Genomic DNA, 17,672 nt, shown 5'->3' with positions numbered 1-17,672 from the left:
GCACAGGATCATGGAAGGGGGCTGTATCCGGTGTTACAGGAGGAGGTCTATGTCAATGTTTTTTACAATGATAATGGACTTTCAGAGATCTATTCCGTATATAATGCATCCCGGGAAACGGTCACAGGGCCTCTGTTCTGTATAGAGAGATACCAGGATGAAAACTGGGAACTGCACCTGGAGGAGCTCTGGGAGAAGGATGAGAGTTTTGTACGGGAAAATGAGATCATTTCCGGGATTTTGGAACCGGAGAAGATATACATATTAAAAATCACAAGGAGGAAAAAAGGATGAAAAAGAAATGGATGGCGGCTTTACTATCATTATCAATGGCAGCAAGTGTATTTACAGCAGCAGGGGCAAAAGCGGAAGCGGCAGAAGATGTAACTACTTTACGCGTTGTTTTAAAAGGCATCTCAATGGAGGATGAGAGGCAGCGTGTCTGGTTTGACGAATATAACAAGGCTCTGGCAGAAGCAGGCATTCCGGCGAAGTTGGAAGTAGTGGAGATGCAGAGCGGTACTTATTCTGATAATCTGGCATTAATGCTGAGCGGCGGGGATATCCCGGACCTCATTTATTTCCAGGGCGGTGATCAGGTGTTTGCAAGCCAGGGTGTGCTGGAGGATCTGACGCCCTATATTGAAAATTCAAAATATGTAAAAGACGCTCTGGAGGATTTCCAAAAGGAAAGGCTTGCGAATTATCCGTACCTGCTGTTTGTAACTCCTGCATTGACACCGGTGCCTGTTATCAGGACAGACATTCTGGAAGGGTGTGAGACGGCAGAAGCGGTTCTGGCAGACCCGACGATCGACAATTATACAAAACTTTTTGAAGAGCTGAAGACAGACCATGAAGCAGTATGGGGCCTGGACGGTTCTTTAAAAGGGATCAATGCTATGTTTGACCAGGCTTTCGGCCTGACAACTACCTGGATAAAAGATGATTCAGGACAGTATGTGTACGGCAGAGTCAGCGATAAATCTTTGGAGCAGCTGAAATATTATGCTGAATTATACAAAAAAGGAATTATTGACCAGGATTACTTGAATGCCAACTGGGAAGTAAAAGAAAATGATTTCTACGGCAACAACACAGCTATCATCAGCGGAAACCAGGGAGCTGTAATTGACCTTTACAACAGCAACCAGAAGGCGGCAAACGGCGATGGCGCAGCGCTGACAGTACTGCCTCCGGCAAAGGGTGAAGCTCAGGGATATCTTCCTCTGGATGTAAGTAAAGAGTCAAGAGGTTTCGCGATCAGTGCAGTTTCTGAAAACAAAGACCTGGCATTTGAGGTGCTGGACTTTGCAGTATCAGGACCTGGCCGTGTATTAGACCTGTTGGGAACAAAGGACGCTGATTATACTGAAGCAGACGGAAAGTATACACTGCTTCCGGCCCACGACAACTGGTATGCCAACTTCTTTGAAACATTCCAGAATTTTGATCTGGCGGCTATGGATCCTGAGACACCATACTGGTCTGACGCAGCCCTTTCTTCAGCAGAACTGACAGCAAAATATTCTTCTATGGATAATGCTTTTGTAATCCCTGAAGAGCATATTGTAAATTGGGATGCGGCAGAGACAAAGGCGGCAGAATTTATGGCAGATTTTGTTATCGGCAACAAGACAGAGGCTGACTGGGACGCTTTTGTAGAAGAGTGGAACAGTGTAGGCGGGGCAGCAGTTACAGAATATGCCAATACGGTTCTTAATTAAAAGGTAACTATTTGGCAGGTCTGTGCAGTAAATGCACAGATCATAAGAAAATAATTCCAGGGTCAACAGGGGCTGCTGCATTTTGCAGCGGCCTCTGACCAAAATGAGGAGAAGCACATGATTACAAGGCAGCAGTTATTAGCAGACAGAGAATTATTAACAGACAAAGCCACAGGTGCACTCTGCGGGCTTGCTATAGGGGATTCCTTTGGCGATGCGGCCAGGATGCCGGAGAACCAGAGGGACTATGGTTTTACTACAGATTTTAATAAAGGCGCCTCCTGGAGTACGGATGACACAGAATTTGCCCTGCTGGTGGCGGAAACGATCATCTCAAGAGGCGGAGATTTTACTTCTGAGGATGTAGTTGAGATGTGGCTTAAGCACGTGGCCACAGAAGATGAGCTGAAGAGAGGCGGAGTCAGTGAGGTGGAGGCCTGCAATAATCTGAGAAGAGGGCTGCGTCCTCCGTTATCAGGGAAATTCAATCCTTATCATCAGAGCGACGGGGCAGCTATGAGAAGCGGGCCAATCGGCATCTACTGTGCCGGCGATCCTGAAAAGGCAGCACATTTGGCCGAGACAGATGCATCTGTCAGCCATTATAATGACGGTATCTGGGGAGCGCAGGCAGTGGCTGCGGCAGTATCCCTGGCCATGGTGGACGCTTCCACGGATGAGATCTGGGATGCCGTTTTAAAGACAGCCCCGGAAGGTTCATGGTTCAGGGAAGCGCTTCTGCGGGCGGACAGGATCATAAAAGAGGCAAAAGGCAGCATCGCAGATGCCTGGATGCCGCTTCACAATGAATTATTTTCCACACACCGTTCTACAGTGGCGGAGGCTCTTCCTGAAGTATTTGGATGCCTGCGCCTGGAAAGCTCTTCATTTAAATCGGGCCTTCTTCTGGCGGCGAATTTTGGAAGGGATGCTGATACGATCGGCGCGGTGGCAGGTGCGGTCCTGGGGGCCAGATACGGGGCAAAGAGCATACCGGAGCGATGGCTGGAAAAAACAAGATATCCTTCAGGAACATGCCTGAAATTTACAAAGGGGATAGACATATTCCAGTATGCACAGCGGATCGCAGAATTGATGAGGTGCTGATATGATACTTGAAAGTTATTTGGAAAAGGTATATTCTGGTATAACAGGTATGAATATAGGTATCCGTCTGGGAGCTCCGGTAGAACCCACTATCTGGACATATGAGAGGATCAGGGATACGTATGGTGATATAACAGATTATGTAAAAGAATATAAGAATTTTGCAGCAGATGACGATGCAAATGGGCCTGTCTATTTTCTGAGGGCCCTCCGTGATGATGCCAGAGACAGAGAGCTGGTGCCTCAGGATGTGGCGAATGCCTGGCTGAATTATGCCAGAGAAGGTGTGGGTATGTTCTGGTGGGGCGGTTATGGCGTAAGCACGGAGCATACGGCATATCTGAATCTGAAAAACGGGATCCCTGCTCCCAGGTCGGGATCTGCCCTGCAGAATGGTTCTGTGCTGGCGGAGCAGATCGGAGGTCAGATCTTTATAGATACCTGGGGGCTGTGCTGGCCGGGAAATCCCGGGAAGGCAGCTGAATATGGAAGTATTGCCGCCAGTGTGTCCCACGACGGGGAAGGGCTTAACGGCGCCAGATTTTTCTGCGCCTGCATAGCTGAGGCTTTTGTTTCCAGGGATATTGAGCATATTATTGAGACAGGGCTGGGACAGATTCCCGCGGACAGCACATATGCGTCAGTTGCCCGTGCGGTCATACAATTCTATAAGAGGCATCCCGATGATTTCCGGGCGTGCCATGAGATGCTCATGCGTGACTGGGGATACGATAAATACAAGGGCGTGTGCCACATTATCCCGAATGCAGGCGTGTGTATATTGGCTATGATGTATGGAAGGGGCAGCTTTGCCAGGACGGTGGAGATTGCCGCTATGTGCGGATGGGATACGGACTGTAATGCTGGAAACGTGGGTACTGTATTAGGCGTGATGTGCGGAACTGACGGCCTTCCGGCACACTATAGGGAACCTGTTAATGATGGGCTTGTATTATCCGGAATTTCAGGGTATCTGAATATTCTGGATATACCAAGCTTTGCAAAAGAGGTGGCTCTTTTAGGATACCAGGTAAACCGTGAAACGCCGCCGGAAGAACTGAAGCAGAGTATCTGTGACGGGGAGCTCCGCTTTGATTTTGAACTGCCAGGCTCCACACACAATATGCGTTTGTCTGATCCCTTTTACTGCAGGGCATTTCACTCCAGAGAACGGGCATATAAAGGCACAGGTTCTCTAAAAGTCGTTGTGGACCGCATGTCCAGGGGTGACCAGTGCAAGCTGTATTATAAGCCCTTTTACCGAAGGGATGAATTTTCAGATGAGCGCTACAGTCCTGTATTTTCACCTACAGTGTACTCAGGACAGAGGGTAAGTATGCAGATTTACCTGGAGCAGTGGAATGGCTGGGAGCGTCCCGGGGTGGCGCCGTATATACGCACCATGAGTGATAAGAAGGAACATCTCCAGGGGTACATCCAGCTGAAGGACGGCGGCTGGACAGAGGTGTCATTTATCATACCTGATACAGAGGGGGACCTGATCGATGAAGTGGGTGTAGTCATTGAAGGATATTCCCCATCCAAGTCAAAGACACTGGGGGCAATATATCTGGATGAATTCTCTGTTGGGGGAGACAGCTGTTATACGATCTCTATGGGAAAGCAGAGAAAAGAATTTGGTACAGTTACACCGTTTTCAGTGGACCACGGGGCATGGGAGACAGATGAGGGCAGATTATCTCTTATGAGGTGCGGTGAGGCATTTGCTTACGCCGGGAATTATTATGCGAAGGACTGCCGGGTAAGGACAGAGGTTACACCTGTATGCGGCAGCAGCCATCTGATACTGATACGAGCCCAGGGAGCTATGAGAGGATACGCGGCGGGATTTTCTGAAGAAGGCAAAGCTGCAGTTTACAAAAATGATTTTGGATTTGTCCGGCTTGCAGAGACAGATTTCCAGTGGGAGTTTGGACACACTTATGAGCTCCAGGCGGAAGCGGAGGGCGGACAGATCAGATTGCTGATTGATGGAACCGAGGCGCTGAAGGTCCGGGACGACAGCTATGCATATGGCATGTATGGATGCGGTTCTTTGACTATGGGCAGGACATTATTCGGAGACTTTTCTGTGGAGACATGGGACAGCAAAAATAAGAAAGAACCGCAGGATATGTTGAAGGAGGAGACGGATGCAGCCATGGGAAAATGATATGGCTCTGTATGGACAGGCCTGCTCTTTCAGAAGAGTGATGGAAATACAGCCGCATGAGGAAGCTCTGATCCAGGGATTGTGCTACAGGCCGGACGGGAAGCCGTATATAAAGCTTCATATGCAGGATGCAGGAAGCATAAGGCTGGCGGCAGGAGGCAAGCTTGTAAATCTTACAGAAAAAGACCAGGGCTGGTATGAGGCTGATATCCCGCTCAGACCCGGTTATTACAGGGCTGTGGTCTGCAGAGACGGAGTGGAGATATTAAGTCCGTATCTGGGCATTACAGTGGAGGATAACAGGCCGGTCAACTGTCTTGATATCGGACCGCTCCCCGAATGGCTTGGCTGTAAGGAGGTTTTGCACGGAGATGTAAGTCATGAGATCTTTTACTCAGGAGTTTCGGGACGGATGGAGCCATGTACTGTCTATACACCGCCAGGATACAGCCAGACAGGCAAAAGCTATCCGGTTCTGTACCTGCAGCATGGGAACGGTGAAAATGAACTGAGCTGGTTATGGAATGGAAAGATTAATTTTCTCATGGATAATCTTCTGGCTCAGCAAAAAGCAGTGCCCATGATCATAGTGATGGCAAACGGCATGACAGTGTTGGAAAGAAAGCCGGGACAGTACGAGCTTTGTAAGGCCATGTTTACCAGGCAGCTGATGGAGGATATTATCCCATTTATTGAAAAGAAATACCGTGTAAAGCAGGACCGGGAATTCCGGGCCATGGCAGGACTCTCCATGGGATCAAAGCAGACCAGCATTACAGTGATGACCCATCTGGAGAGCTTTGCATGGGCAGGCCTGTTCAGCGGCTTTATGGATGATTTCCTGGACGATTACTATAATCTTCATCTGGAACAGCTGCTGCGGGAAAAAGATGATTTTAACAGAGATATGAGGTTATTTTTCAGAGCTATCGGGACAGAAGATGAGGGCCTTTGTTATTTTTTGGAAAATGACCGCTTCTGTGAGGAGAACGGGATAAAAAACTACAGGAAAATGTATGAGGGCGGCCATGACTGGAACGTCTGGAGAAATTGTGCTTTTGATTTTTTGCAGATGGTATTTCAGGAAAGAAGATTGAAATAAAGGAGGGAGAGATGAGCATGAAATTCTCATCCATACCGAATGAAAGGCTGTCGGATAAAGTTATAAACCAGATTATGGATAATATAAAGAGCGGAGAGCTTGAACCTGGAGCGCGCCTGCCCAGCGAGCCGGAGCTGGCATTCAGCCTGGGAGTGAGCCGGGGGATATTAAGAGAGGCGCTTACCATCCTGCAGGCCCGCAAGATAATTTACAGGAAGCCAAAAGAGGGTACTTTTATTGCCCAGGATGTGATGGACGTGATCCGCGGGAGCAGGGAAATATCGGTAAAAGAGGCCACTGTAATGGATCTGATTGAGGTGAGGGAGAGCTTTGAGGCTAAGGTGGTTGAAAAGGTCATAGCATTGGCCAGCGATGAAGAGATAGAAGAGCTGATGGAGCTGGTGCAGAATCCTGTGGAGAGAGGCAGTGAGCATTCACCGGATTACTACTTCCATTACCGCCTGGCAGAGCTGTCAAGGAACATTGTCTTTGTCAATTTTATTGACATGTACTATGATGTCATCGATGAATTAAAGACAAAATCCAGCAGACAGAAAAAACGTTTAGAAGAAATCAATGAAGAGCACAGACGTATCGTCGAGGCGATCATGGAACGCGATACAGAAAAGGCCAGAGAGAGGATGAACTATCACCTCTACAAAGTGAAGGAACATGCGGCGGCTAATGAAACAGAAAGTAATGGGAATATTCACAGCACTGTTGAATAATTACAAAAAAAACATCTAATGAGCGGGGCGCTTGGGTGCCCTGCTTGTTCCTGTTCACACGTCACTATCCCGCGAGGTGTTTTCGTGCGTATTTGCACGAAAATCCCGAGGGTTGCAGCGCGAAACGGCAGTTTTTGCCGTTTCTGTGCATCGCGGAGCGTGTTACTGGTCACGGAGTGAACAGTAACCCTGCTTGTTCCTGTTCAGAATATATAAATATATCTGGCGCTGACAATACTCCTGTGGTAAAATATAGTCAAAGCATTTTGTTCCAATTTCTATCTTGCGGCTGTGCCGTATCTGATATCATTTCTGCCTACCGGCATCTAAGGAAATCTCAATGCTTATAAAATCCAATATTAATAGGCAGAGAGGTTTTACAACGAAAGGGCAGAAATTCAGCCTTGCAGCCTCCTGTCAGAGAAAAGGAGGCTATAATATGAAAAAAGAAAGCAAGGAAAGTGTAACTTATAATGAGGCATCGAATACATGTCGGCCAGCAGAAAATAAAACACAATGTGTTTATTTAGAGGAGACGTCAACTGGAGTGGTGTACAGCGATAAGGAGTTACCTCTAAACCGGACATATAAGTCCAGGCTATTTGAGATGATATTCAGCAGTAAAAAGGAGTTATTAGAACTGTATAATGCAGTGAATGGAACATGGTATGATGATCCTGAGAAACTGACTATCAATACGCTGGAAAATGCTATTTATATGTCAATGCGCAATGATCTGTCTTTTCTTATTGATTCAAGACTGGCTCTTTATGAGCATCAGTCCACGTATAATCCTAATCTGCCACTAAGATATCTGATGTATATTTCAAATATATATTCAAAAATGATTAAGGATTTTAATTTGTACGGCAGTAAGCCAATTAAACTGCCGACGCCATGTTTTGTTATCTTTTATAATGGTCTTTCTGAGCAGCCAGACAGGCAGATTCTAAAGCTCTCAGATATCTATGAAATGCAGGATAAAGAAGTGTTTTTGGAATTGAAGGCGATTATGCTTAATATTAATGCCGGCCACAATAAAAGATTGATGGAGCAATGTAAAACATTAAGAGATTATAGTATTTACGTGGATAAGGTGAGAGGGTATGCAAAAGTAATGGGCCTTGAAGAAGCTGTTGAGAGGTCAATTAAAGAGTGCATTGAGAGTGATGTACTTGCAGAGTTCCTGCGAAATAACAGAACGGAGGCGAAGAGTGTGAGTATTTTCGAGTACGATGAAGAGAAACATATGAGGCAGACAAGGGAAGAAGGCAGACTTGAAGGAAGACAGGAAATTATACTGGAACTGCTGAGTGAGTATGGTGAAGTGCCTCAAGAACTGGAAAATATAATAAGAGACCAGGAAGATTATGAGATCCTGAAGCGTTGGAACAGGCTGGCAGCGCGGGCCGTGTCTGTTGAGGAGTTTGAGAAAGAGGTATATAAATATTTAGCAGACATCAGAGAAAACAGCGGAGAAAAGAACAGATAAGTCAGCGTATGACGGCCAGATCTATGTGTGTACAATGCTGGAACAGGTGACAGGGAGGCCGTGGACAGGACGATGTTGAGTGATATAATGAAGAGATGTTTGATATAATAAAAGAAAGGAGTTTTGAAAATGAAAGTATTGTTGTTAAACGGCAGTCCTCACAAGAATGGGTGTACATACACCGCTCTGGAAGAGGTAGAAGGGGTACTGAAGAAAGAAGGAATTGAGACAGAGATCGTACAGCTTGGAAATGGGCCCATACGTGACTGCATAGGGTGCGGAGGATGCTCAAAAAAGGATGGAGCCTGTGTATTTTATGATGATAGTATAAATGAGATCCTGGATAAAGCAAAGCAGGCTGACGGATTTATATTTGGAACTCCTGTGTATTATGCTCATCCCAGCGGCCGTGTACTGTCTGCTCTTGACAGGCTCTTTTATGCAGGCTCATCTGCATTTGCACATAAACCGGGAGCGGCTGTGGCCTCAGCAAGAAGAGCCGGTACGACAGCGTCACTGGATGTGCTGAATAAGTATTTTACTATTGCACAGATGCCTGTAGTATCTTCTTCCTACTGGAATATGGTCCACGGAAACACACCTGAGGAAGTCCATCAGGACAAGGAGGGCCTTCAGGTTATGCGTAATCTGGGCAGAAATATGGCGTGGCTGCTGAAATGTATAGAGGCAGGACGGGAAAAAGGCTTTGAAGCTCCCAATGCTGAGAGGGCGTTCAGGACAAACTTTATACGGTAAAGGGCGGTCATGTCTGTTGTTCTTTGAATGACTGCAGGAGTATGGGCTGCCCCAGTTTCGTGCGGGACTGGTTTTTCTTGTATTCATTGGGGGTCAGGTCTGTCATCTTTTTAAAGACCCTGTAAAAATGCTGCAGATTACTAAAACCGCATTCCAGGCTGATATTTATAATGGAGGCATCAGTAGTCAGCAGCATCTGCTGGGCCTCCAGTATCCGCTTATGCTGTATGTAATTAATAAGGGAGATCCCCATTGTTTTGCGGAAGATCCTGCAGATATAAGATTTATTTAGATAGAATTTTTCTTCCAGCTCTTCTAAAGTAATATTTTCTGAATAATGATCATTTATATATTTCAAAATCTGTTCCACCGGAGATAGTATTTTATTAGTCGTATCAGCAGGGGGACGGCTGACAAAAATAATGTACAGCTCCTGCAGGATTAAAGATGAGTATGTATTAAGCAGATGCATATCCTGTTTTTGATCCTCAGAAATATGTTCATACATATTCCGCATAATATAATTAATACGGAGAAATTCACGTACAGACAGAGATGCCTTTTGATAAGTCTGGTCCATAAACAAGTTAAGAGCCTTTGATGCCTTGTGGGAGTCAAAGGCTTTTTCTATATGCTCTCCTGTAAAATAAAATACATAGCGGATGTAATTCTGGGGTTGGGGATAGACAATTTTGTGGAGCTTTCTGGGAGGGACGATTAATACATCATGAGTGTGCAAATTATAGTGGGTGTCGTCAATATATGCCTCTATATCTGCAGAAACATAAAGGATCAGCTCAAAACACTCATGATAATGGATCAGGGAAGTCAGCTGCTCAGTGGAAGGAGTGGCTTTGTACGATAATTCAAAATTGCTTACCAGGTCATGATAATCTGGTGTTATACCACTTCCGGGGGCTAAGCTCTGGATTTGTTTATTTTTATCAGGTGTACGCTCCATGAAAATGTCCTTTCAAAAAATGGTTATCAGATAAAAAACTTATCAAAAGTATAACATATTTTAACAATAAAGAAAATATGTCAATATATGTTAAATAATGGGAATATATGCAAGATACGTTAGGACAGGAAGTGAAAATATTAATATAATGTACGTATACAAGATGAACAAAAAAGAGATGTATGCGGGGAAAAAACTATGCAAAATGCAAAACAAAGAGGAGGTATTCAAATGAGAAAGAACAAAAGATTATCAGGCATTATAGCCGGGACTATGGCTCTGAGCATGGTGGCTGCCGGAGGAATTGGGGGTGTTTCCATCAGGGCAGAGGCCGCAGGGAGCCGTGCGGAAAAACCTGTACTGCCGTTGGCAGAAGAAGGTACGGAGACACTGACCATAGCTACAATGGATAACTGGTATGCAACAAAAAGCTATAATGATAACCTGCCTGTTTACCAGGAATTTGAAAAACTTACGGGAGTCAAGATCAACTGGGAAGTTATACCGATCAATGATTATGACCAGGTAATGGGGACAAGGCTGGCATCAGGCCAGAACCTTCCGGATATATTCGTGATTCCATGGGAGGCTAATGCAGACCAGCTTGGATATGATGGGATCGCAATGCCGCTGAATGACCTGATTGAAGAAAATGCTTATTATCTGAACCAGCTCATGGATAAATATCCTGTTGTGAGGTCAGGTATTACATCTGCGGATGGGAATATATATGCTTACCCTGGCTTCGGGGAAGGGTTTGTAAATACAGCGGAGGAAATGGAAACAGGAGAACTGACAGATCCGGGGGCAAACCTCTGCCTGAATGTCTCTATGATACGCCAGGACTGGCTGGACAAGCTGGGCCTTGATATGCCGGAGACACTTGACGACTGGTATAATGTCTTAAAAGCATTTAAGACACAGGATCCAAACGGGAACGGAAAAGCAGATGAGATCCCTCTTACTGCCACATTTAATGTACGTGATATCTACCGCTTTGGGGAAGCATTTGGACTATACCGTTCCGGCAATGCAGAGTGCCGCTGGGATGTGGATGATGAAGGAAAAATCTATTTTAAGGATACTACAGAGGAATTTAAGAAAACCCTGGAATTCCTGAATAAGCTTTATGCAGAGGGCCTTCTTGATCCCGAATACTCAATGGCAGCGTATGACAGGACAACAGAAAAAATTAACAGGGACCTGCTTGGCGCCCTGTGCAGTGACTGGATGTCAAATATAGGTACATATAATGCGAATTTAAAAACAGCAGGAGTGGATGATGCCAACTGGGTGCCCGTAAAACCAATCCAAAATCCGGATGGCGAATCCCTGATTGTTAACAGGTGGTCAGTCTGGAAGACAGCAGCGATTTCTAAAGACTGTAAGAATCCGGAACTGGCAATGAAATGGCTGGATTTCCAGACTCTGTCAGCAGAGGGTGTTGCCCTGACTAATTTTGGTATCGAAGGTGTCAGCTATGCAAAGTCTGATGATGGAAAGATCACTCTGACAGAAACGGCTACAAATAATTCGGACGGAATCGGAGCGCAGGAATATCTTCGTTCTCTGGGAGCATGGGGCCAGCTGCCTTATCCTCAGGCAAAAGAAGGATATGAAGTACTCTGGGCAGACCAGCCTGAAATCATTGAATTTGGAAACAGCTTTACAGCAGATCAGGTGGTACAGCCATTCCCGAACAATGGGACGAAGGCAGCCCTTCCATTTACTGATGAAGAGAACTCTATCAGGTCAGAATATGAAACAAATATAGAGACATATTGTGATGAGATGGCTATTAAATTCATAGAAGGAAAAGAGTCATTAGATAATTTTGAAGATTATGTGGCAACAGTGGAATCCTATGGGCTTGGGGAGCTGCTGGAAGTTCATCAGACTGCCTATGAAAGGTTTTTGGGAACAGAAGGATGATCATGTCCTGATATACAAAAAAACAGCAGGGTTTAAAGCGGAGCGCATGTGCGCTCCGGACTTTATTCCCACATGGGATTCCCATGTGGGAACCCTTGGAGATACGCAGCTGTGTGCAGTTGTGTTCCTGATTACGCAGAAAGGGGTATGATATGAAAAAAGCACGGGAGACAGCAGTAAAGGGGCCTAAAATACCTTTGAAGAGGCTTATCTACAGAGACAGACATTTATTAGTAATGTGTATTCCAATGATTTTATTCTTTTTAATCTTTGCCTATCTGCCAATGATAGGTCTGCTGCTGGCATTTGTAGATTACAAGCCGGCTCTGGGAATTACAGGCTCTCCATTTGTGGGACTTGATAATTTTATACAGGTAATTAAAAATCCATTTTTTCCAAGACTCTTGAAAAATACTTTTTTAATAGGACTGTATTCGTTAATTTGGAGCTTTCCGTTTCCTATCGTTTTTGCACTGGCAGTAAATGAAATAAGATCCAGAAAATTTAAAAAGGTTGTCCAGACAATCAGCTATATGCCGTATTTTATATCCATAGTGGTTATAGTAGGGCTGCTGAGTAATTTTTTATCACCTACCACAGGCATTATTAACCAGATATATTCTATGATAACGGGAAAAGACCCGATCAGCTTTATGACTGAGCCAAAATATTTCAGGTTTTTATATATTGCTACTAATATCTGGCAGACGTTTGGATGGAACTCCATTATATACCTGGCAGCACTGGCTGGAGTGGATATTGCCCTGTACGAAAGCGCAAGAGTGGACGGGGCGAACAGGTTTCAGCAGATGCTGCACATAACGCTGCCCTGTATCATTCCGACGATCATTATTATGCTTGTATTGAATATGGGCAATATCATGAGTGTGGGATTTGAAAAGATCATATTAATGTATTCGCCCTCAACTTATGAGGTAGCCGACGTGATTTCTACTTATACATATAGAAGAGGTATCGTGCAGGCAGATTATAGTTTTGGTACAGCGATCGGCATGTTCAATTCTGTTATCAATATGGTATTTATCGTAGGGGCCAACTGGTTTAGCAGAAAATTCAGTGACACCTCATTGTGGTAAGGAGGAAACCTATGAAGAAAGTAAAAAAGCAGAATACGAATGACAGGGTTTTCATGGTATGTGTATATATTTTTGTGATTATATGTACTTTTGCAGCACTATATCCTATGGTATATACAGTGAGTATGTCCATCAGCGGGCCGGAGCATGTGGCCGTAAATGATATATTTTTCCTGCCGAAGGGTTTTTCAACCCAGGCCTACAAGCTGGTATTTGAAGATAAAGAGATCTGGGGAGCCTATGGAAATACCCTCTGGTATACCGTGGTGGGGACAATAAGCAGTGTGATCCTGACGATGATCTCGGCGTATCCCTTATCAAGGAGAAGATTTTTCCTGAGAAAAAAACTGATGCTTTTCGTTATGTTTACGCTGTATTTCAGCGGCGGGATGATACCTATGTTCCTGCTTATCAATAAGATTGGATTATATAATACAAGATGGGCATGTATCTTTCCGTATTTGATCAGTGCCTGGAATCTGATCGTGTGCAAGAGTTTCCTTGAGAGTATTCCTGAGACACTGGAAGAAGCGGCTTCTATTGACGGAGCATCTCCATACAGGGTGTTCGCGCAGATATTTATACCATTGTCAAAGCCGATCATTGCAGTGATGACCTTGTTTTATGCAGTAGGCCAGTGGAACGCCTACTTTGCGGCAATGATGTATCTGCCGGATGCAAAGCTGCACCCAATCCAGATGTATTTAAGAAAGATATTGATTCTATCTAATACCCAGTCATCAATGGGAGGCTCATCAATGGGAGGTTTTGAACGCAGCCTTGCTACCCAGCAATTAAAATATGCGGTCATCATTGTGACCATACTTCCGATCCTGGCTGTTTACCCATTTGTCCAGAAATATTTTGTCAAGGGTGTCATGATCGGTTCTATTAAAGAATAAGGAGGAAGGCATGAAATACTATACGGCACAGGAACATTTCGAAAGGATTTTCGCAAATACAAAGCGCACCCATGAATTTATCGCTTCAGATACAGCTGAGTTTGGGGCATGGAGTGAATCTCTCAGGTTAAAACTAAACGAACTGATGGGAACGGACCAGATGACACTATGCCCTCCCAGACCCAGGGTAGCAGAAGAGATTGCGTGTGATGGATATGTGAGAAAAAAGATATTGATAGATACGGAAGAGGATATCACAATGCCGTTCTATATGCTGATTCCATCCGGCGTGTACAAAGGGGAAAAAAGGACGGCCCTGATTGCCTGTCATGGGCATTCAAGCTGCGGCAAGGAGGCTGTAGCCGGTGTGCGGGAAAAAACGGCAGTCGCCGGGACAATAGAAGATTACAACTATAATTATGGTGAAGAATTTGCCAGAAGGGGTTATATCGTGTTCGCGCCTGACGCAAGGGGATTCGGGGAAAGGCGGGAAAAATACGACCAGGGGGATGAACCGGAAAAGCTGCTGTCATCTTCCTGTGCATATCTGAACGTGATGGCGATGTCACTGGGGCAGACTGTAATTGGCATGTGGGTCTGGGATCTGATGCGGCTGGCGGATTTTGCACTTTCATGTGAATGTGTAAACGGACATGTGGTATGTGCAGGATTGTCAGGCGGTGGTATGCAGTCTCTCATGCTGGCAGCCATGGATGTCAGGATTGAGTGCTGCATAATCAGCGGATATTTCTATGGATATCTGCAGTCATTGCTGATTAATTATAACTGCCATTGTAATTACGTCCCTAATCTCTGGAAGACTGCGGATATAGGGGATATAGGGGCATTAATAAGTCCAAGGCCTGTACTCATAGAGACTGGGAACAAAGATTCTCTGAATGGACAAGATGGTCTGGGAAATGTCCTGCCGCAGATTGAAAAAGTAAGAAAAGCAATGAAGCTTTTCGGGAAAGAAGATAATCTGTATCATGACATTTTTGAAGGTGAGCATAAATGGCATGGAGATAAGGCGTATCAGTGGATGATATCCCACATGCCGCCAAAGATGGAGGAAGGAAAATGACATCAAAAGAAAGGGTTTTAAAGACGATTAGACATGAAGAGCCGGACAGGGTGCCTGTCGGGGAATGGGGGATCGACCACGACCATGTCTCAAAAATCATAGGAAAACATACATATTGGCGTAACCGCCGGGATACGACGCTGGCACTTTGGGATAACCGCCGGGATGAGGTAGTGGGGAGCATGATTGAAGATTATGCGGCGCTGATAGAGAAGCTGGATTATGATATTGTTACGGTTGAACTGGTTCCGTCTAAGAATCACCATGTGGATGAAAAGCCAAAGGAAATAGCGCCGGGGACATGGGAAGACAGGAATGGGAATATCTATAAATATGCAGCCAGCAATGACTCCATCATGGATGTGACAGAACGGGAAGGAAAAGACGAAATCACAGAAGAGGATATAGAAAAGGCAATGGCCGCTGTAGAGGCGATAGATGATTCCCAGTATGAGCTGATAGACTACTGCTGTGACCGTTTTGGAAAAGACAGGGCAATATTGTGCAGGAGCATTGATATCTATACTCCGTTATTCCGTTCTTTTGGCGGCAATTTCAATTCAGATCTAATGCTTACGGCATCCGTTCCCGAAGAAATAGAAAAGCTGAGGCCGGTCTGCTACGCATATAACCAGAAACTGATTGAACACTGTGCTAAAAAAGGTGTGGATATCATGATGCAGGGACAGGATTTCGGGATGAATACAGGGTGTATTTACAATCCGGACAGTATAAGGGAAATTTTTATGCCAGTTATCACACATGTAAATACACAGATTACAGATGCCGGTATGATACCTTTTTATCACTGCTGCGGCAATATCTGGAAAATCATGGATGACTTTGTAAAGACAGGATATAAAGGATATCAGTCTATTCAGGTAAGCGCAGGCATGGATAATAAGATTGTGAAAGAAAAATACGGAGACAGGCTTACCATGTGGACAGGAGTACAGTGTGAGACATTAATTACCGGTACTCTAAAAGATGTGGAGAGGGAAGTATGCGGGAACCTGGAGCTGCTCATGCCGGGGGGCGGATATATTTTCGGTTCTACAAATTCCGTGCAGTATGGGGCCAGGACTGAGAATTATCTGCATGCGCTGGAGCTGGTGAGAAAAAGAGGATGGTATTAAGCACTAATTAATATATTCTTAGAGATTGGGCCGAGGGGCAGAAATGGAGCAGAGGGATGTATATCAAAAATGATAGAGCAGAAGATGTGAAGATCACTTATATAGGGGGAGGCTCAAGAGGTTGGGCATGGAATCTTATGAGTGATCTGGCTGTAGAAGACCAGATGAGCGGCACAGTGACCTTGTATGATATTGATATAGAGGCGGCCCGGAACAATGTAATAATAGGAGAGCGCCTTCAGGAAGCGGGGGGAGAGAAGAATTTCTGTTACCATGCCTGCGGGAATCTGCGGGAAGCACTCCAGGGGGCAGATTTTGTTGTTATCTCTATCCTGCCTGGTACATTTGAGGAAATGGAATACGATGTTCATTACCCGGAAAAATATGGAATATATCAGTCGGTAGGTGACACCGCCGGCCCGGGTGGGATATTCAGGGCACTTCGGACACTGCCTATGTATGTGGAGATTGCCAATGCCATAAAAGAAGTCTCTCCTGATGCATGGGTCATCAATTATACAAATCCTATGGGGGCTTGTGTCAGGATGCTGTATGAAGTTTTTCCGGACATAAAAGCATTCGGATGCTGCCATGAAGTATTTGGGACACAGGAGCTGCTTGCACATCTGGCGGAAACAGAATACGGGGTGGATAAGATAGACAGGCGTGAGATAGAAGTCAATGTACAGGGCCTGAATCACTTTACGTGGATAAAAGAAGCGGCGTATAAAGGAAAAGATTTGTTTCCTCTCTATGCAAAGGCAGCAGACAAATACCGTGACGGTCTGGAGTATGAAGAGGGCAGGAGCTGGCTGAACAGCTACTTTGCAAATGCCAATTGTGTTAAGTTTGATTTATTCAGAAGATTTGGATTGATAGCCGCAGCAGGCGACAGGCATCTGGCAGAATTTTGTCCGGGCTGGTACCTGAAGGATCCGGAGGTGGTAAAAGGATATAAATTTTCACTGACACCGGTCAGCTGGAGGAAGGAAAATCTGAAAAAGCTGCTGGAGAAAAGCAGAAAAAGAGTCTCCGGCGAAGAAGAAGTAAAAATAGAGCCATCCGGGGAAGAAGGGGTACGCCAGATGAAAGCCATAGCGGGACTTGGCTCTTACATTACTAATGTAAATATGCCCAACCGCGGACAGATCAGAAATATAGAAGATGGTGTGGTAGTAGAGACAAATGCAGTATTTTCATGCAACAGTGTCAGGCCTGTAGTAACAGGAGACATGGAAAAGAACATAATGGAGCTGACAAGGCCCCATATCTATACACAGAATGCAGTCGTAGAGGCATGTATGAAACAGTCCCTCAAACCTGCCTTTAAAGCATTTGCCAGCGAGGCTCTTGTCTGCCTGCCGATAAAGGAGGCTGAAGAGTTGTTTGAGGGAATGGTTAGGGGAACTTCTAAATATCTGGGGTATTATACTGAATAGTTACAAAATACTGACATTTGGAATGGACTATAAGAG

General features: G+C 45.1%; 15 protein-coding genes. 14 read left to right on the top strand and 1 reads right to left on the bottom strand.

Annotated features, from left to right (window positions below; genetic code table 11):
• Positions 1–30: 30 nt before the first annotated feature.
• The 8 genes from NSB28_RS21315 to NSB28_RS21280 all read left to right on the top strand — a co-directional run bounded on the left by NSB28_RS21315 (position 31) and on the right by NSB28_RS21280 (position 9,085).
• Positions 31–294 (top strand): hypothetical protein, encoded by a 264-nt coding sequence (locus tag NSB28_RS21315; protein ID WP_109748528.1) that lies wholly within the window; start codon positions 31–33, stop codon positions 292–294.
• Entirely contained in the window at positions 291–1,727 is a 1,437-nt protein-coding gene (locus tag NSB28_RS21310) for a type 2 periplasmic-binding domain-containing protein (protein WP_109748527.1), read from the top strand. The genes NSB28_RS21315 and NSB28_RS21310 overlap by 4 nt, the downstream gene beginning before the upstream one ends.
• A 117-nt stretch (positions 1,728–1,844) precedes the next feature.
• A complete protein-coding gene (locus tag NSB28_RS21305) occupies positions 1,845–2,834 on the top strand; it encodes an ADP-ribosylglycohydrolase family protein (RefSeq protein ID WP_109748526.1) in 990 nt (329 codons plus the stop codon).
• Position 2,835: 1 nt separating this feature from the next.
• The gene (locus NSB28_RS21300) at positions 2,836–5,007 is read left to right on the top strand and encodes an ADP-ribosylglycohydrolase family protein (RefSeq protein WP_257497801.1); all 2,172 of its coding nucleotides are present in this window, start codon (positions 2,836–2,838) and stop codon (positions 5,005–5,007) included.
• Positions 4,988–6,109, top strand: a complete 1,122-nt coding sequence (locus NSB28_RS21295) for an alpha/beta hydrolase (protein ID WP_109748525.1) — start codon at positions 4,988–4,990, stop codon at positions 6,107–6,109. Before NSB28_RS21300 ends, NSB28_RS21295 begins: the two co-directional genes overlap by 20 nt.
• Before the next feature lie 11 nt (positions 6,110–6,120).
• Entirely contained in the window at positions 6,121–6,837 is a 717-nt protein-coding gene (locus tag NSB28_RS21290; RefSeq protein ID WP_109748524.1) for a FadR/GntR family transcriptional regulator, read from the top strand.
• A 439-nt stretch (positions 6,838–7,276) separates the two neighbouring features.
• Complete coding sequence (locus NSB28_RS21285; protein ID WP_330665418.1) at positions 7,277–8,329, top strand: RpnC/YadD family protein; 1,053 nt, start codon at positions 7,277–7,279, stop codon at positions 8,327–8,329.
• Between the two features lie 129 nt (positions 8,330–8,458).
• Entirely contained in the window at positions 8,459–9,085 is a 627-nt protein-coding gene (locus NSB28_RS21280) for a flavodoxin family protein (RefSeq protein ID WP_109748523.1), read from the top strand.
• A gap of 7 nt (positions 9,086–9,092) precedes the next feature.
• On the opposite strand, the gene NSB28_RS21275 is transcribed toward NSB28_RS21280, so the two are convergent.
• Positions 9,093–10,046, bottom strand: coding sequence for a helix-turn-helix transcriptional regulator (locus NSB28_RS21275; protein ID WP_109748522.1), 954 nt, complete (start codon positions 10,044–10,046; stop codon positions 9,093–9,095).
• 231 nt (positions 10,047–10,277) lie between these two features.
• On the opposite strand from NSB28_RS21275, the gene NSB28_RS21270 reads away from it, so the two are divergent.
• The 6 genes from NSB28_RS21270 to NSB28_RS21245 all read left to right on the top strand — a co-directional run bounded on the left by NSB28_RS21270 (position 10,278) and on the right by NSB28_RS21245 (position 17,636).
• Positions 10,278–11,978, top strand: coding sequence for an extracellular solute-binding protein (locus NSB28_RS21270; RefSeq protein WP_257497800.1), 1,701 nt, complete (start codon positions 10,278–10,280; stop codon positions 11,976–11,978).
• 152 nt (positions 11,979–12,130) lie between these two features.
• A complete protein-coding gene (locus NSB28_RS21265; protein ID WP_109748519.1) occupies positions 12,131–13,075 on the top strand; it encodes an ABC transporter permease in 945 nt (314 codons plus the stop codon).
• 11 nt (positions 13,076–13,086) lie between these two features.
• A complete protein-coding gene (locus tag NSB28_RS21260; RefSeq protein WP_109748518.1) occupies positions 13,087–13,977 on the top strand; it encodes a carbohydrate ABC transporter permease in 891 nt (296 codons plus the stop codon).
• Positions 13,978–13,987: 10 nt separating this feature from the next.
• The gene (locus NSB28_RS21255) at positions 13,988–15,061 is read left to right on the top strand and encodes a dienelactone hydrolase family protein (RefSeq protein ID WP_109748517.1); all 1,074 of its coding nucleotides are present in this window, start codon (positions 13,988–13,990) and stop codon (positions 15,059–15,061) included.
• The gene (locus tag NSB28_RS21250; protein ID WP_109748516.1) at positions 15,058–16,197 is read left to right on the top strand and encodes a uroporphyrinogen decarboxylase family protein; all 1,140 of its coding nucleotides are present in this window, start codon (positions 15,058–15,060) and stop codon (positions 16,195–16,197) included. The genes NSB28_RS21255 and NSB28_RS21250 overlap by 4 nt, the downstream gene beginning before the upstream one ends.
• 56 nt (positions 16,198–16,253) lie before the next feature.
• Complete coding sequence (locus NSB28_RS21245) at positions 16,254–17,636, top strand: family 4 glycosyl hydrolase (protein ID WP_109748515.1); 1,383 nt, start codon at positions 16,254–16,256, stop codon at positions 17,634–17,636.
• The last annotated feature ends 36 nt before the right edge of the window (positions 17,637–17,672 follow it).

The organism is Murimonas intestini (genome assembly GCF_024622195.1).
In the GTDB taxonomy this organism is placed as follows: Bacteria; Bacillota; Clostridia; order Lachnospirales; family Lachnospiraceae; genus Murimonas; species Murimonas intestini.
This window is presented reverse-complemented; position numbering and strand designations above follow the sequence as displayed.

Coding starts and splice junctions, on each gene's coding strand:
- NSB28_RS21310 (WP_109748527.1), top strand. CDS start 291: ATGAAAAAGAAATGGATGGCGGCTTTACTATCATTATCAATGGCAGCA.
- NSB28_RS21300 (WP_257497801.1), top strand. CDS start 2,836: ATGATACTTGAAAGTTATTTGGAAAAGGTATATTCTGGTATAACAGGT.
- NSB28_RS21275 (WP_109748522.1), bottom strand. CDS start 10,046: ATGGAGCGTACACCTGATAAAAATAAACAAATCCAGAGCTTAGCCCCC.
- NSB28_RS21305 (WP_109748526.1), top strand. CDS start 1,845: ATGATTACAAGGCAGCAGTTATTAGCAGACAGAGAATTATTAACAGAC.
- NSB28_RS21255 (WP_109748517.1), top strand. CDS start 13,988: ATGAAATACTATACGGCACAGGAACATTTCGAAAGGATTTTCGCAAAT.
- NSB28_RS21250 (WP_109748516.1), top strand. CDS start 15,058: ATGACATCAAAAGAAAGGGTTTTAAAGACGATTAGACATGAAGAGCCG.
- NSB28_RS21270 (WP_257497800.1), top strand. CDS start 10,278: ATGAGAAAGAACAAAAGATTATCAGGCATTATAGCCGGGACTATGGCT.
- NSB28_RS21295 (WP_109748525.1), top strand. CDS start 4,988: ATGCAGCCATGGGAAAATGATATGGCTCTGTATGGACAGGCCTGCTCT.
- NSB28_RS21290 (WP_109748524.1), top strand. CDS start 6,121: ATGAGCATGAAATTCTCATCCATACCGAATGAAAGGCTGTCGGATAAA.
- NSB28_RS21245 (WP_109748515.1), top strand. CDS start 16,254: ATGTATATCAAAAATGATAGAGCAGAAGATGTGAAGATCACTTATATA.
- NSB28_RS21285 (WP_330665418.1), top strand. CDS start 7,277: ATGAAAAAAGAAAGCAAGGAAAGTGTAACTTATAATGAGGCATCGAAT.
- NSB28_RS21265 (WP_109748519.1), top strand. CDS start 12,131: ATGAAAAAAGCACGGGAGACAGCAGTAAAGGGGCCTAAAATACCTTTG.
- NSB28_RS21280 (WP_109748523.1), top strand. CDS start 8,459: ATGAAAGTATTGTTGTTAAACGGCAGTCCTCACAAGAATGGGTGTACA.
- NSB28_RS21260 (WP_109748518.1), top strand. CDS start 13,087: ATGAAGAAAGTAAAAAAGCAGAATACGAATGACAGGGTTTTCATGGTA.